We start from the raw sequence: 15,230 nt of genomic DNA, 5'->3' as shown, positions 1-15,230 counted from the left end.
AAGGGATCGCACTTTCAGTTGCACAACGCCACTCTATCGTGGACGATCCGTTGACGCCAAAGCATTATACGAAGGTTCGGGGCCGGCCAAATCGGCCGGGTCGGCCATGCCGCATAACGGGAAAGGGACGGACAATCGTCCGTCCCCGCCGATCAGGGCCCGGCCCTGCTGAAGAAAGTGGTGCGGYCGAGAAGACTCGAACTTCCACGGGCTTTCGCCCACARCGACCTCAACGYTGCGCGTCTACCARTTCCGCCACGGCCGCACGTGAAACACCGCCGGACAAGCCCCGGCAGCTGGTAGGGGAGCGCCCCTAGCAAGGCATTGCGGCAATGGCAACTGCTCTATCCCGCACAGCGTTCGATCGCTAGCAGGGCGCGATGCCCGGCTCGCCCCTCTCCTATCCGATCGGTGACGAAACGCGGCGAATCCTCGGTCTTGCCTGGCCGGTGATGCTGACCAGCCTCAACTGGACGATCCTGCACGTCACTGATGTCGTCGTGGTCGGGCTGGTCGGCACGGAGGAAGTCGCAGCCCTGGGCGCGAGCCGGTCGCTGACCTTCGTCGCGATCGTCGCCGGGCTCGCCGCCTTGTCGGGGGTGCTGGTCCATGCCTCGCGCGCTGACGGCGCGGGCGATCTCGGGCGCACCGGCGCGGTGCTGCGCGAGGGCCTGTTGCTCGCGCTGGTGCTGGGCAGCCTGGCCGGGCTGGCGCTGTTGCTCTTTGCCGCGCCGATGCTGGCTGGCATGGGGGTGGCGGATGCGCTGGTCCCCCGGGCGGCGCGCGTCGTCCAGGTGATGGCGCTTTGCTTTCCGTTCCAGCTGATCATCGTCGCGGCCAGTTTCTTCCTCGAAGGGGTCAGCCGCCCGCGCCGGGTGACGACGGTCAATCTCGCGATTCTCCCGCTCAATGCCGTACTCGCCTGGGCGCTGTCCGGCGGTCATCTCGGGTTGCCGGCGCTGGGCGCGGTCGGGGCGGCGGCGGCGACCGCGATCGCGTCGGCGATCGGCGCCTTCGGCATGATCGGCGCTGCCTGGACCTTGCCGCGGGCGACGCTGCGCGGCGTGCACGACCTCTCCCTCGCGGCGTGGCGTGGCGTTCCCGCCGGCGCGGTACGGCTGGCGGCGTTCGGGATGGTGCCGGCGATCGCGTCGGGGCTCGAGCTGGCGGGCTTTTCGATCCTGATCGCGCTGTCCACCCGGCTCGGCGATGCGGCGGCCCATGCCTTCCAGATCGTGTTCGCGATCCACAACGTCACCTTCTCCGTCGCGCTCGGCCTGGGATCGGCGACGGGCGTGCGAGTCGGCAATGCGGTCGGCGAGGGCGTGCCGCGCCAGGCCCTGCCGCGCACGGTGATCGCCGCGTCGATCGCGGCGCTGCTCACCGCGCTGCTCGCCCTGCTGCTGGTGATCGGGCGCGCCGGTGTCGTCGCGTTGTTCCCGGCGACGGGCGAAGTGCACATGCTCGCGCTGGCGATGGTGCCGTTATGGGCGCCGTTCATCCTGTTCGACGGGGTGCAGGTGGTGTTCGTCTATGCGCTGCGCTCGCTCGGCGACCAGGTCGTGGCCGGGGCCAACAGCATCATCGCCTTCTTCCTGGTGACGGGCGGGGCGGGCTGGGGGCTGATTCATCTCGGATGGGGCCTGACCGGGCTGGTCTATGCGTCGGGTATCGGCATGGTGGCGGCGACCTTGCTCCACGGCAGCCGCTTCGCCCTGGTCAGTTGGCGGATTCGCCGGAAAAGCTCAGCACCAGCTGTTTCGAATTGACCGGCACGTCGAGCTTCGCGCTGTTGAACTCGACCGAGCCGTGCGGGGCCAGCGACATCGTTTCCGGCCGGATGACCCAGCTATAGACCAGCCGTTTCTGGGCGTCCTTCAGCTCCACCCGGATATCGGGGACGCGCTGGCGCCGGTCCGTCGGGTTCACCACCTTGCCGCTGATCGCGAACATCTCGCTGCCATTGGCGAGGTGGCGGCGGTCGATCGGATTGTTGACGATCCTAAGCGGCGTTTCCGGGGTGCCGATCGGCAGGCCGAATTGCTGGGCGATCCCCGGTGCGCCGAGATAGAGGATCGCGGCGGCCCCCGCCAGGATCGCCAGACCCGCCACGAGGGCGGCCAGTATCCAGCGCTGCGCGCTGCTGCGGCGCCGGGTGAAGGGCGGCTGGTGCGCGAAGGCATCATAGTCGGGCGCGGTGCCCGGCGGCGCGATGTCGACGTCCGGTTGAATGGGGGCATGAACGGCGGGCTGAACGGGCGGCACGGCGGCAGCGCCGCGCGCCGGCGCGTCGGCCGCTTCGGCGCGCGCGACCAGATCGAGCACCTGGCCCGGCTGGAACCAGCTATGCTTGCAGCTCGCGCATCGCACGGTCCGGCCTTCGGCACCGATCGCTGAATCGGGGACCATGTAGCGGGAATGGCATTGAGTGCATTCGAGGATCATCTTGGCCGCTTCTGGCGCTGCGGAGGGCGCCGCGCCTGTCCCGAATCTAAGCACGCACCAGCGCGTCGTGGCAAGCCTTTCGGGCGAGGGCGCTCATGCCCATGCTTGTGGCGCGCGCCCGGAACGTGCGATGGCGGGGCCGGGGCATCAGTCATGAAGCGAGCGTTGCGCCGGTAATGGCGAATATCGTCCAGTTCGAAAATGTTGGGCTGCGCTACGGCACCGGCCAGGAGACGTTGTCCGACGTCAGCTTCACGCTGTCGACTGGCGCCTTCTATTTTCTCACCGGCACGAGCGGCGCCGGCAAGACCTCGCTGCTGAAGCTGCTCTACCTCTCGCAACGCCCGACCCGGGGGATGATCCGGCTGTTCGGCGAGGATGCGGTGACGCTGCCGCGCAAGCGGCTGCCGGGTTTCCGGCGGCGGATCGGGGTGGTGTTCCAGGACTTCCGGCTCGTCCCGCACCTCTCGGCTTATGACAATATCGCGCTTCCCCTGCGCGTCTCCGGCGTGCCCGAAAGCGATATCGAGGCGCCGGTGCGCGAGATGCTCGCCTGGGTCGGCCTGTCCGACCGGGTCAAGGCCAGGCCGCAGACCCTGTCGGGCGGCGAGCAGCAGCGCGTGGCGATCGCCAGGGCCGTGATCGGCCGGCCCGAAATCCTCGTCGCCGACGAGCCGACCGGCAATGTCGATCCCGACATGGCGGAACGCCTGCTCCACCTGTTCGACTCGCTCAACCGTCTCGGCACCACGGTGGTCGTCGCGACGCATGATTTCCATCTGCTCAGCCGCATCCCCAATGCGCATATGATGCGGCTCGACAAGGGGCGCCTGCTCGATCCCACCGGATCGCTGCGCTTCCCGCCGCCGGCGGAGCCCGTATGAGCGTCCGGCTGATTTCCTCCGCCGCCGATCGCCGCCTGCTCGACGCGCGCCGGGGCACGCGCGCGATGATGTGGATCATGGCGATCATGCTGTTCCTCACGGTGCTGGCGGCCGCGCTGGGCCTCGGCACGCTGAGTGCCGCCAAGGGGCTCGACCGGCAGCTCGCCGGGCGGCTGACGGTGCAGATCGTCGAGCCGGGCGCCCGCGCCCGCGACGATCAGACGGCAAGGGCGCTGGCGGCGTTGCGCCGCCTGCCCGACGTGGCGCGCGCCGTCGAGGTGAGCCGTGCCGAGCTGTCGCGATTGCTCGGTCCCTGGCTCGGGCCGGACGGGGCCGATCCCGATCTGCCGATGCCGGCGATGATCGATGTCGACCTCCGCGCCGCCAGCGACGCCGCCACTGCCCGGGTGACAAGCGCGGTGCGCGCGGTCGCGCCGGCGGCCCGGGTCGACCGGCACGAACGCTGGATGTCACCGGTCAGCGATGTCATGACCATGGTCACCTGGCTCGCCGTCGGGCTGGTTATGCTGATCGCCGCCGCCACCGCCGCCGTCGTCATCCTCGCGGCGCGCGCCGGGCTGGAGACGCATCGCGACACGATCGAGGTGCTGCACATGTTGGGGTCGACCGACGCGCAGGTCGCGCGCCTGTTCCAGCAGCGGATCGCGCTCGACACGTTGCTCGGCGGCGCATTCGGGACGCTGGTCGCCGCGGGGATCGTGCTGCTGGTCGGGATGCAGCTGGCGGCACTGGGTTCGGACCTGCTGGGGGAGATGCAGCTGTCGACGAGCGACTGGTTTCTGCTTGCCATGCTGCCGCTCGCCTTCGCCCTGCTCGCGGCCCAGGCGGCGCGGTTCGCGGTGCTCGGCGCGCTGAGGCGGATCCTGTGATCATCCGCACCCTGGGCGTGCTGGCGCTGCTCTGGGCACTGGGCTTCGGGCTGTTCCTGCTCGCCATGCCCAAACCGCTCGATCATTCGAAGACTGATGCCATCGTGGTGCCGACTGGCGGTGCGGGACGGATCGATCGTGGCATCGTGCTGCTCAAGGCCCATGCCGCGAAACGCATGCTGGTGACCGGCGTCGCGCCCGAAGTGCGTCCGGTCGAGCTCGCGCATGAATATCGCGAGGCGCCGTCGCTGTTCGCCTGCTGCATCGATCTCGGCCGCGAGGCGGTCGACACCCGGTCCAACGCCGAGGAGACGGCGGCCTGGGTGAAGCGGCATGGATATAAATCGGTGCGGCTGGTCACGTCGGACTGGCACCTCGCCCGGGCACGGCTGGAACTGACCAACGCGCTGGACGGCGATGTCGTGGTGCTGGGGGACGGCGTGCCGAGCCATCCGCGCTTCGGCCTGCTGGTCGCCGAGTACAACAAGCTGCTGCTTCGGCGCGTGGCGCTCTGGCTGGGGATCGGGACATGAGCTGGCTTCGCACGATCCTGTTCATGATCGTCTTCTACGGCCTTTCGGTGCCGATCGTGCTGCTGACCCCGATCACCGCGTTGTTCGGCCGCGAGGCGCTGATCGTCCACACGCATTTGTGGACGAAGCTCCATGGCTGGGCGACCGAGCATATCCTGGGCATCCATCGCCGGGTGGAAGGCACCATGTTCGCGTCCGGTCCGGTCATCTATGCCGCCAAGCACCAGGCGATGTACGAAACGCTCGAGCTGGGCCGCCTGCTGCGCACGCCGGCGATCGTGATGAAGCAGGAACTGGCCTCGATTCCGGTCTGGGGCTGGGCGGCGCGGCGTTACGGCGTCATCGTCGTCGATCGCGAGGCATCGGCGGGCGCGCTCCGGCGGATGGTGCGCGAGGGCCAGGCCGAGCTGGCGCTGGGGCGCTCGATCCTGATCTTTCCCGAGGGCACCCGCGTGCCGCCGGGCGAGCAGCCGCCGCTGCGGGCGGGTTTTGCCGGCCTGTACCAGATGCTCAAGATCCCGGTGATTCCGGTCGCGATCGACAGCGGCAAGGTCTGGCCCAAGCACGGCCCCAAGCTGCCCGGCGTGGTGACCTTCCGCTTCGGCGAGCCGATTCCGCCGGGGTTGCCCCGCGCCGAGGCCGAGCGCCGGGTGCACGAAGCGATCAACGCGCTCGACAGATAGGATCAGTCGTGGGTGCGGCCGAAATCGGGCGCAGGATCGTCCTGGCCCTGTTCGATGATGCCGCGCCGGATCGCCCGGGTCCTGGTGAACAGGTCGAACAGTTCGTCACCCTTGCCCCAGCGAATCGCGCGCTGCAGCGCCGACAGGTCCTCGGAAAAGCGCTGGAGCATGTCGAGCACTGCCTCGCGATTGGCGAGGAACACGTCGCGCCACATCGTCGGGTCGGACGCGGCGATGCGGGTGAAGTCGCGAAAACCGCCGGCCGAATATTTGATCACTTCGCTGCGGGTGACCTCTTCCATGTCGGAAGCGGTGCCGACGATGGTGTAGGCGATAAGGTGCGGCAAATGGCTGGTGATGGCGAGCACGCGGTCGTGATGGCCGGGTTCCATCGTCTCCACCTCGGCGCCCAGCCGCCGCCAGAATTCGCTGACGCGCTCGACCGCGACCGGATTGGCGCCCTCCGGCGGGGTAACGATGCACCACCTTTTGTGGAACAGGGTGGCGAACCCGGCCTCGGGCCCGCTGCGCTCCGTGCCCGCGACGGGGTGCGCCGGGACGACCGTCGCGCCGGGCAGCGCCTCGGCCAGGGCGCGGACGACATCCTCCTTGCACGATCCGACGTCGCTGACGACGGCATCCGCGGGCAAGTCGGCGGCGATCTCCCTGCCCACTACGCCCATCGCCCCGACCGGCACGCACAGGATGACCAGGTCGGCATCGATCACTGACGCGCCGGCGGTGTCGGTGATGTCGTCGAATAGCTGGAGCCGGTCGGCGATCGCGCGCACCTCGCCATCGGCGTCATGGCCGGTCAGCCGTACCGTCGGCATCTGGGCGCGCACGGCGCGCGCGATCGAGGAACCGATCAGGCCAATGCCGATGATGGTGACGCGGGCGAACGGAAGCATGGGCGTCCGCATGGCTCATGGCTTGCGCCAACGCAAGCTGACGCTCGATCGCGTATCTGTTACGGAGGCGACAAAGCGAGGGGATGATCATGCGGGGCAGCACGATTTTCTGGCAGGCACTGGAATCGGCGCGCCGGATGAATCTGGCGGCGGCGGGGGAGAAGCCGCCGGTCGAGGGCGCGCCGGGCATGAGCCGGCGCGCCCTGCTCAAGGCGATCGGCGCGGCCGGCCTGGCCGCTGCGGTACCGCGCCCGCTTCGCGCCGCGCCCATCCATGGACCGGTCGCGATCATCGGCGGCGGTATCGCCGGGCTGACGGCCCTGTGGCATCTCGCCGGGGCCGGCATCGATGCGCGCCTTTATGAGGCACGCCCGCGCCTCGGTGGGCGCATGTTCACGCACCGTCCGGCGGACGGCGTGCCGATGGAGATCGGCGGGCAGCTGGTCAACACCGACCATCACGACATGCACAAGCTGGCCAAGGCGTTCGGCATCGGCCTGATCGACCGCAAAGGCGAGGCGCACCGTACCATCGTGCTCGCCAACGGCGCGGTGCTGTCGACGGCGGCGCTGGCTGAAGCACTCCGCCCGATCGCCGCGCAGATCGCGCTGGATTCGGATCTGCTCGACAAGGACTATGACCGGACGGCGCGCGAACTCGACCGCCTCTCGATCGCCGGATATCTCGACAAGCATGCCGACAAATTGCCGCTGCCCTGGGTGCGCCAGCTGATGGAGGCGACCAGCCGCACCGAATATGGCGTGGAGCCGGGCCAGGCTTCGGCGATCGAGCTGGTGTTCAACCTGCCGACCGTGGATGGCGAACAGGTCGATGTGCTCAGCCATAGCGACGAGCGCTATCTGATCGAGGGCGGCAGTGGTGCGCTGATCGCGGCGATGCAGGCGAAGCTCGCCAGCCGCATCGAGACCGGCAAAAGGCTGTTGCGGATCGACGCGCAGGGCGCTGGCGCATGCCTGGCCTTCCTCGACGGCACCGCCGCCCGCGCCGGGGCCGTGATCGTCGCGGTGCCGGCGCCGCTGATGCGCCAGATCGATTTCCGCGTGCCGCTGCCGCCGCTGTGGCGCCGGTTCATCGCCGAGGTGGAGCTGGGCCGGAACGAGAAGGTCCAGGCGGTCATGACGTCGCGCCCCTGGGAAGGGCCGATGGGGCGTGGCGGCGAACTGTGGCAGACCGATGCCTCGGCAGGTGCGGCGCTCGGCTGGGACGGCGGCATTCGTCCGGCAGCCGATGCCGGCAGCGTGTGGACCTGGTTCCTCGGTGGCGACGAACTCAGCGCGGCCGATACGATGGACCCCGGCCAGCTCGCCCGACGCTTCGCCGCGATGGCGGAAGGGGGCGTTCCCGGCTTCGGCGCGGCGATGAGCGGCGTGGTGCGGCGTACCGGCTGGCACCGCGATCCGCTGACGCTCGGCGCCTATGTCAATTTCCGGCCGGGCCAGCTCACTCGCTTCGGGGAGCTGATCTGGGTCGAGGGCGAAAGCGGGCCGAGGCACCATGCGCTGTCCGGCCGGCTCCAGTTCGCCGGCGAGCATCTGTCGGATGCCTATCCAGGCTATATGAACGGCGGCGCGCAGACCGGCCGGATGGCCGCCCAGGCGATCATGGCCGCGCAACACGCCTGAACGCCAGCGCGTGAACGCCAAAGCTTGAATGGCGCCGCATCGCGGCCTAACGCACTCCCTCCGTTCGCCCTGAGCTTGTCGAAGGGCTGTTCTTCTATTCGACGCAGGAAAAGCAGTGCTTCGACAAGCTCAGCACGAACGGGTCTGGGATTTGGCCGTCGGTTTGCGGAATTCACATGACGGCTGATCAACGTTTCGGTCTGGATCGCCATGTCACCCTGCCCGGGCCGTTGAAGCTCGATGGCGGCGCACTGCTGTCGCCGGTCGATATCGCGTACGAGACCTATGGCACGCTCGACGCGAACGGCGGCAACGCGATCCTGATCTGTCATGCGCTGACCGGCGACCAGAATGTCGCGAGCAACCATCCGATTACGGGCAAGCCCGGCTGGTGGACCCGGCTGGTCGGCCCGGGAAAGCCGGTCGACCCCGATCGCCATTTCATCATCTGCAGCAATGTGCTCGGCGGCTGCACTGGCTCTTCGGGGCCGGCGACGGTCAATCCGGCGACCGGCAAGCCCTGGGGGATGAGCTTCCCGGTCATCACCATCCGCGACATGGTGCGCGCGCAGGCGATGTTGCTCGACCATCTCGGCGTCGACAGCCTGGCGGCCGTAACCGGCGGATCGATGGGCGGCATGCAGGCGCTGAGCTGGTCGGCGACCTTCCCCGAGCGGGTGAAGGCAGCGATCGTCATTGCCTCGGCGGCACGCCACACGGCGCAGAATATCGCCTTTCACGAAGTCGGTCGCCAGGCGGTGATGGCCGATCCGAACTGGCGCGGCGGCGACTATTACGAGAATGGCGATCCTCCCGCAGCCGGGCTCGCCGTCGCGCGCATGGCCGCGCACATCACCTATCTGTCGGAAGCGGGGCTGACTGAGAAATTCGGCCGCCGCCTGCAGACGCGCAGCGCCAAGAGCTTCGGCTTCGACGCCGATTTCCAGGTGGAAAGCTATTTGCGGCACCAGGGGATCAGCTTCGTCGACCGGTTCGACGCCAATTCCTATCTCTACATCACCCGCGCGACCGACTATTTCGATCTCGCGGAGGAACATGGCGGGGTGCTCGCCAATGCCTTTCGCGCGAGCACGGCGCGCTTCTGCCTGATCAGCTTCGACACCGACTGGCTCTACCCCACGGCCGAATCGCGGTCGATCGTCCACGCCCTCAACGCCGCGGGCGCGCCGGTCAGTTTCGTCGAACTCAACAGCCCGTTCGGGCATGACGCCTTCCTGCTCGATTCGCCCGGCATGAACCGGGTGATCGACGGCTTCCTGAGGGCGGGCGCATGACGACATTTCGCCTGTCGACCGATCGCGCCGAGATGCAGGCGGACGCGATCCATGCCTATCTCGTCACGAGCTATTGGGCCGCCGGCATACCGCGTGACGTGGTGGAACGGGCGATCCGCGGCTCCTTCTGCATCGGTGCCTTCGACGGCGACGCGCAGATCGGCTTCGCGCGCGTTGTCAGCGACGGGGCGACCTTCGCGTACCTCGCCGATGTCTATGTGCTCGAACCCTATCGCGGCCAGGGTATCGCGCGCGCGATGGTGACGGCGCTTCAGGCGCTGCCCGACCTTCAGGGGCTGCGGCGCTGGCTCCTCGCCACGCGCGACGCGCATGGCGTGTACGAGACGCTCGGCTGGGAGCGGGTAACCGATACGGCGCTGTTCATGCAGCGCCATCGTCCCGACGTGTATGGGGCAACGACATGAGTTCGCGCTTCGATCCTTCTTTCCCTCTCCCCCTGTGTGAGAGGGAAGGGGCCTACGCCGAAGGCGTGGGAAGGGTGAGGGGGACACTCGCGAGCGTCTCGAACCTCATTCCCCCTCATCCGGCGCTTCGCGCCACCTTCTCCCGCAAAGGGAGAAGGAAGAAATGACCCTCCGTCCCGATCTCGCGATCATCGCCGACAATGTCGCGCCGGGCAGCCGCATTCTGGATGTCGGCTGCGGTGACGGGGCATTGATGGCCGCGCTGCGCGATGGAAAAGGCGTCGATGCGCGCGGGCTCGAGATCGACGCGGGCAATGTCGCCGCCGCGGTCTCGCGCGGACTGTCGGTGATCCAGGGCGACGCGGATTCGGACCTGGCGGGCTATCCCGAGGCCAGCTTCGACTATGCGATCCTCAGCCAGACGCTGCAGACGACGCGGCGCCCGGACGTGGTTCTCGATCATCTGCTCCGGATCGGTCGGCGAGCCTTTGTGTCCTTCCCCAATTTCGCGCACTGGCGCGGGCGCACCTCGCTGATGTGGGGTGGGCGGATGCCGGTGACCCGGCTGCTGCCCGAACAATGGTACGACACGCCCAATATCCACCATGTCACGATCGACGATTTCCGCGCCTTCGTGAAAGGCCGCGGCATCACGGTCGAGGGGGCGTGGTTCCTGTCGGGCGACAAGCGCACGACCTCGGCGGCGGCCAATTTCTTCGCCGAACATGCGGTATTTCTGCTGAAGAATTGATTTCGATCAGGAACTCTTCAGTGCCGTCAGGTGTTCGCGGCAGGAAACCTTAGAGGAATCCATGCCGACTACCGCCCTTATCGTTGAAGACGAGATCTTTGTGGCGCTCGATCTCGAGCGAATCCTCACGGATGCCGGCTATCATGTGAAGGCGATCGCGGCTGATCGCAGCGGTGCGATCGAAGCCGCCGACGACTGTCATTTCGCCTTGGTCGACGTGAACCTGCGCGACGGCCCGACCGGGCCCGATCTCGCCGCCACGCTGGCGCGGGATTACGGCGTGAAGGTGATTTTCGTGACCGCCAACCCGGCCCAGATCGGCGCGGGCGAAGGCGCGCTCGGCTATATCCGCAAGCCCTTTTCGGAGGCGGCGATCCTGGCCGCCGCGGCGATGGCCAGCGCCGGCACGCCGCATGGCGCGGCGGCCAATGACGATCTGGTGCTGCTGGACCGCGACATCAGCGGCGGCTGAACGCGCGCGCCGGCACCTTTATCGTCACCACCAGGCCCTCCGGCCGCCAGTCGCGGTCGATCGTGCCCCCCAGCTGCCGTACCGCGCTCATTTCCATCAACTGCGACCCGAAACCCGTCATCCCGTCGGGTGACGTCACCGCAGGCCCGCCGCTTTCCCTCCAGCGCAGGACCACGCCCGCCTCCCCGGTCGCGATGTCGAGGAAGATTCGGCCGGTGTCGTTGACCAGCGCGCCATATTTGGTCGCGTTGGTCGCGAGTTCATGGAACAGCAGGGCGAGCGGTGTCGTCGAACGATCGTCGATCTCCACATCGCTGCCGCTGATGACGATGCGTTTCTGATTGGCCGACTGATAGGGACGAAAAAGCTCGCCCAGCAGGCCATGCAGGCTGTCCTGCGCTACCGCCGGCCGTGACTTCGCGCTGTGCGGCCGGACGAAATCATGCGCCCGGCCGAGCGCGGTGATCCGCGCACGCAGATCCTCGGCAATACTCGCCAGTTCGGGCTTGGTCCGCGCGGCGAAGCCGACCAGCCCGGCGATCACGGCGAAGATGTTCTTGATACGGTGGCTCAGCTCCTGCGCGATCACTTCGCGCTCCTCGCTGGCTTCCTTCTGCTCATGGATATCGGTGCAGGTGCCGAACCAGCGCACGATCGCATCCGATTCGTCGCGTAGCGGCAAGGCGCGGCCGAGCGTCCAGCGATAGTCGCCATCGGCGCGGCGCAGACGATATTCGATCTGATAGGGATCGCCCGTCGCGAGCGAATGACGCCAGGACTCCCAGGCGCGGGGCTGGTCTTCGGGGTGGAACATGCCGTTCCACTGCTCGCCGTCGGTCGACCCTTCGGGCATGCCGGTAAACTCGTACCAGCGTGCATTGTAATAATCGTGATAGCCGTCGGGCAGAGTCGACCAGACCATTTGCGGCATGGCATCGGCGAGCACGCGGAAACGGTGTTCGCTTTCGTTGAGCGCGCGGCTGGCGGCGCTCTCGCTGGCGCGCCAGGCCGCGGCGTCACGACTGTCGCGCAGACGCGCCATCACCGCGTCGGCCAGGGTGGCGAGCCCCTGATGCTGCAATGACGTCAGTCCGTCACGGGGATTGGTATCGATCACGCACAGCGCGCCGAGCGGTACGCCATCATCCGAGAGCAGCGGCACGCCGGCATAGAACCGGATGAACGGCGCGCCGATGACCTGCGGATTGTCGGCGAAGCGGGGATCGCGCGTCGCGTCGGGCACGACCATGATGCCCCGCGCCCGCATCGTGACGGTGCAGAAACTCGTCTCGGGCGGGCCTTCGGGCGCGTCATAGCCGGTGCGGGCGATGAAATGCTGGCGGTGCCGGTCGACCAGATTGACCAGGGCGACCGGCGCCGCGCACAGCGCCGCGGCGAAATCGGTGATCCGCTTCAGCTCCTCGCTGTCGCGCAGCGATTCGATGTCATGCGCGGCGATCGCGCTGTCGCGCACCGTCTCGTCGATCGTCCCGGTGGATGGTGCGGCCGACCGGGCCGATGGTGTCTCGCTCATAAACCGATGAACGCGCGAAACGCTCAGAAGGGCACGTCGTCGTCGAGATCGTCCGCAAAGCTGCTGCTGCCGCGATTGGCGGGCGCCCCGCCGCCACGGCTCGCGCCGCCACCATAGCCGCCCGACGATCCGCCGCCGAAATCGTCATTGCCGCCGAAATCGTCGCGCTGGCCGCCACCAAAGCCGCCGCCGCCCGAACCGCCGCCGCCACCGGGCGCGCCGTCGAGCATGGTCAGGACGGAATTGAAGCCCTGCAGCACGATCTCGGTCGAATATTTGTCCTGGCCCTGGGCGTCCTGCCACTTACGGGTCTGCAGCGCGCCTTCGATATAGACCTTGCTGCCCTTGCGCAGATAGCGCTCCGCGACGTTCGCAAGACCTTCGTTGAAGATCGCGACCGAATGCCATTCGGTCTTTTCCTTGCGCTCGCCGGTGTTCTTGTCCTTCCAGGTATCGGAGGTGGCGATGCGCAGGTTCACCACCTTGCCGCCGTTCTGGAAGGAGCGGCTCTCGGGGTCGCGCCCCAGATTGCCGACGAGAATGACCTTGTTGACGCTGCCCGCCATATGCTTCTTCCTACAAACCGAGTCCGATAGCGGCCCAATAGGTCGCCCCTGCAGCGATGTAGGCGAGCGCGAACAAATAGCCAACCATGAACGCCGGCCATTTCCAGCCATTGGTCTCGCGTCGGGTAACCGCGATGGTCGAGATGCACTGCGGCGCGAAGACGAACCACATCAGGAAGGCGAGCGCCGTCGGCAGGCTCCAGCGGCCGCGCAGGCGATCCGCCAGCCTGATCTTGCCCGCCACATCCTCGGGATTGTCGATCGAATAGACCGTGGCGATCGCGCTGACCGCTGCCTCGCGCGCCGCCATGGCGGGCAGCAGGGCGAGGGCGATGTCGTGATTGAAGCCGATCGGTTTCACCACCACTTCGATGCCCGAGGCGATGCGCCCGGCGATCGAATAATCGCTCTGCCTCTGTCCGGCCGGGGCGACCGGATAGCTCGCCAGCGCCCAGAGCAGCACCACCGTCAGCGCGATGGTGGTGCCGGCGCGCTTCAGGAAGATGAGTGCCCGGCTCCACAGGCCGATCAGCACGTCGCCCAGCCGCGGCCATTGATATTTCGGCATCTCCATCATGAAGCCGGACGAGGCGCCTTTGGTCACGGTCCGCCGCAGCACCAGCGCGGCGACGAACGCCCCGACGATGCCGAGCACGTACAGGCCGAACATCACCAGCCCCTGCAGCCCGACGAACGGCAGCACCTGGGTGTTGGGAATCAGCGCGCCGATGATCAGCGTATAGACCGGCAGCCGGGCCGAGCAGGTCATCAGCGGCGCGATCAATATGGTGGTCAGCCGGTCCTTCTCGTCGTCGATCGTGCGGGTCGCCATGATGCCGGGCACGGCGCAGGCGAAGCTCGACAGCAAGGGGATGAACGCACGGCCGGACAGGCCGACATGCGCCATCAGCCGGTCCATCAGGAAGGCGGCGCGCACCATATAGCCCGATGCCTCGAGCACCAGGATGAAGGTGAACAGGATCAGGATCTGCGGCAGGAACACCACCACCGCGCCGACGCCGGCGATCAGCCCGTCGACGACGAGCGAGCGCAGGAATCCGCCGGGCAGTTCGCTGCTCGCCAGGGTGGAAAGCCAGGCCATGCCCGCTTCGATCCAACCGATCGGCGCCTGGGACCAGGCGAATACCGACTGGAACATGACGAACAACAGGCCGAGCAGCAGGATCGGCCCGACCACCGGGTGAAGCGCGATCGCGTCGAGCGCATGGCCCCAGCGCCGCGTTGGCGTTTCGGACACCGTCGCCGCCACCGCGATGGTGCGGGCGCGGCGCTGCAGGGTGACGATGTCCTCTTGCATGCGCCCGTCGCCTGCGCGCAGCGGCGTGGCCGCGCCGTGCACCAGGATGTCGCCCAGCCGCGCCTTGAGATCTTCCAGCCCGCGGCGCCGGACCGCGACGGTCGGCACCACCGGCACGCCCAGCTCGCGCGACAGCCGTTCGGGATCGAGGATCAGCCCGTCGCGCTCGGCCAGGTCGAACATGTTGAGCGCGACCACCACCGGCAACCCGAGCGCGATCAGCTGGAGCGTGAAGCGCAGATGATTGTCGAGATTGGCGGCATCCACCACCACCACCAGCGCGTCCGGCAGCCGCTCGCCCTCCTGCGTGCCGGTCACCACGTCGCGCGTGACGCGTTCGTCGGGGCTCGACGGATCGAGGCTATAGGCGCCGGGCAGGTCGACCAGCTCGACCGGACGGCCGTCGGGTAGGGCGAGGCGGCCCGAATGCCGCTCTACCGTCACGCCGGGATAATTGCCGACCTTCTGGCGCGCACCGGTCAGCGCGTTGAACAGGGCACTCTTGCCGGCATTGGGATTGCCGACCAGCGCCACCAATGGCGCAGCGTTCATGGGATGCTCAATCTAGCCGGCGATGGGGGAAACATGGATCGCGCCCGCCACGGCGCGGCGGAGCGCAACGGTCATCCGGCCGATGCGACAGGCGATCGGGCCCTTGCCCAGGGTCGCGCGGTGCAGCACCTCGACGCCGACGCCTTCGTCGAAGCCAAGCTCGCGCAGGCGCCGTGCCTCGGGCACGCTCAACTCGGTCCAGGCGATCGCGGCGACGGTCGCGCGTTGCCGATGCGGCAATGATTCGAGGCTGAGGGGCGTTGACACCAGTCCGCAATAAGGCCGTTGCGATTGATTATCAATAACCAGTCGGGCGATTCGCTAATGG

General features: G+C 67.8%; 16 protein-coding genes and 1 tRNA gene. 10 read left to right on the top strand and 7 right to left on the bottom strand.

The window, feature by feature from the left end:
- Positions 1-178 precede the first annotated feature (178 nt).
- Positions 179-265: transfer RNA gene (locus AC1DX5_RS10480), tRNA-Leu, on the bottom strand.
- 115 nt (positions 266-380) lie between these two features.
- Here AC1DX5_RS10480 and AC1DX5_RS10475 point away from each other — a divergent pair.
- Positions 381-1,769, top strand: coding sequence for an MATE family efflux transporter (locus AC1DX5_RS10475; RefSeq protein ID WP_478015296.1), 1,389 nt, complete (start codon positions 381-383; stop codon positions 1,767-1,769).
- On the opposite strand, the gene AC1DX5_RS10470 is transcribed toward AC1DX5_RS10475, so the two are convergent.
- Positions 1,720-2,445, bottom strand: coding sequence for an MJ0042-type zinc finger domain-containing protein (locus AC1DX5_RS10470; RefSeq protein WP_478015295.1), 726 nt, complete (start codon positions 2,443-2,445; stop codon positions 1,720-1,722). The two genes, AC1DX5_RS10475 and AC1DX5_RS10470, sit on opposite strands and share 50 nt — an antisense overlap.
- Before the next feature lie 176 nt (positions 2,446-2,621).
- Here AC1DX5_RS10470 and ftsE point away from each other — a divergent pair, with 176 nt between their 5' ends.
- Genes ftsE through AC1DX5_RS10450 form a run of 4 tightly spaced genes read left to right on the top strand, consistent with a single transcriptional unit; the run spans position 2,622 to position 5,435 of the window.
- Positions 2,622-3,329 carry a cell division ATP-binding protein FtsE gene (gene ftsE, locus AC1DX5_RS10465; protein WP_478015293.1) on the top strand — a complete coding sequence of 236 codons (708 nt, stop codon included), beginning with the start codon at positions 2,622-2,624 and terminating at the stop codon, positions 3,327-3,329.
- Positions 3,326-4,219 carry a cell division protein FtsX gene (locus AC1DX5_RS10460; protein WP_478015291.1) on the top strand — a complete coding sequence of 298 codons (894 nt, stop codon included), beginning with the start codon at positions 3,326-3,328 and terminating at the stop codon, positions 4,217-4,219. Before ftsE ends, AC1DX5_RS10460 begins: the two co-directional genes overlap by 4 nt.
- Positions 4,216-4,752 carry a YdcF family protein gene (locus AC1DX5_RS10455; protein ID WP_465171175.1) on the top strand — a complete coding sequence of 179 codons (537 nt, stop codon included), beginning with the start codon at positions 4,216-4,218 and terminating at the stop codon, positions 4,750-4,752. The genes AC1DX5_RS10460 and AC1DX5_RS10455 overlap by 4 nt, the downstream gene beginning before the upstream one ends.
- A complete protein-coding gene (locus AC1DX5_RS10450; RefSeq protein ID WP_465171174.1) occupies positions 4,749-5,435 on the top strand; it encodes a lysophospholipid acyltransferase family protein in 687 nt (228 codons plus the stop codon). The genes AC1DX5_RS10455 and AC1DX5_RS10450 overlap by 4 nt, the downstream gene beginning before the upstream one ends.
- Positions 5,436-5,437: 2 nt before the next feature.
- On the opposite strand, the gene AC1DX5_RS10445 is transcribed toward AC1DX5_RS10450, so the two are convergent.
- Entirely contained in the window at positions 5,438-6,346 is a 909-nt protein-coding gene (locus AC1DX5_RS10445) for a prephenate/arogenate dehydrogenase family protein (protein ID WP_478015290.1), read from the bottom strand.
- An 89-nt stretch (positions 6,347-6,435) separates the two neighbouring features.
- On the opposite strand from AC1DX5_RS10445, the gene AC1DX5_RS10440 reads away from it, so the two are divergent.
- From AC1DX5_RS10440 to AC1DX5_RS10420, 5 genes are all read left to right on the top strand, one after another.
- On the top strand, positions 6,436-7,989 hold the full coding sequence (locus AC1DX5_RS10440; protein ID WP_478015288.1) for a flavin monoamine oxidase family protein: 1,554 nt from the start codon (positions 6,436-6,438) through the stop codon (positions 7,987-7,989).
- A 176-nt stretch (positions 7,990-8,165) separates the two neighbouring features.
- Positions 8,166-9,284, top strand: a complete 1,119-nt coding sequence (metX, locus tag AC1DX5_RS10435) for a homoserine O-acetyltransferase MetX (protein WP_478015286.1) — start codon at positions 8,166-8,168, stop codon at positions 9,282-9,284.
- Positions 9,281-9,709: a GNAT family N-acetyltransferase gene (locus tag AC1DX5_RS10430; RefSeq protein WP_478015284.1), complete on the top strand. Its 429-nt coding sequence runs from the start codon at positions 9,281-9,283 to the stop codon at positions 9,707-9,709. Before metX ends, AC1DX5_RS10430 begins: the two co-directional genes overlap by 4 nt.
- A gap of 163 nt (positions 9,710-9,872) precedes the next feature.
- Positions 9,873-10,460, top strand: a complete 588-nt coding sequence (gene metW / locus AC1DX5_RS10425; RefSeq protein ID WP_478015283.1) for a methionine biosynthesis protein MetW — start codon at positions 9,873-9,875, stop codon at positions 10,458-10,460.
- Positions 10,461-10,521: 61 nt separating this feature from the next.
- Positions 10,522-10,932 carry a response regulator gene (locus AC1DX5_RS10420; RefSeq protein ID WP_465171169.1) on the top strand — a complete coding sequence of 137 codons (411 nt, stop codon included), beginning with the start codon at positions 10,522-10,524 and terminating at the stop codon, positions 10,930-10,932.
- Here the strand turns inward: AC1DX5_RS10420 and AC1DX5_RS10415 are convergent.
- The 4 genes from AC1DX5_RS10415 to AC1DX5_RS10400 are packed head-to-tail and all read right to left on the bottom strand — an operon-like array spanning position 10,919 to position 15,169.
- Positions 10,919-12,466: a sensor histidine kinase gene (locus AC1DX5_RS10415; protein WP_465171168.1), complete on the bottom strand. Its 1,548-nt coding sequence runs from the start codon at positions 12,464-12,466 to the stop codon at positions 10,919-10,921. The two genes, AC1DX5_RS10420 and AC1DX5_RS10415, sit on opposite strands and share 14 nt — an antisense overlap.
- A gap of 23 nt (positions 12,467-12,489) precedes the next feature.
- Entirely contained in the window at positions 12,490-13,032 is a 543-nt protein-coding gene (ssb, locus tag AC1DX5_RS10410) for a single-stranded DNA-binding protein (protein WP_478015281.1), read from the bottom strand.
- Positions 13,033-13,042: 10 nt separating this feature from the next.
- A complete protein-coding gene (gene feoB, locus AC1DX5_RS10405) occupies positions 13,043-14,902 on the bottom strand; it encodes a ferrous iron transporter B (protein WP_465171166.1) in 1,860 nt (619 codons plus the stop codon).
- A gap of 12 nt (positions 14,903-14,914) precedes the next feature.
- Entirely contained in the window at positions 14,915-15,169 is a 255-nt protein-coding gene (locus AC1DX5_RS10400; protein WP_465171165.1) for a FeoA family protein, read from the bottom strand.
- Positions 15,170-15,230: the final 61 nt, after the last annotated feature.

This window comes from Sphingomonas sp. P2_B6 (genome assembly GCF_056404755.1).
Note: the sequence above shows the minus strand (reverse complement) of the source record. Positions and strands in the feature narration are given on the sequence as shown.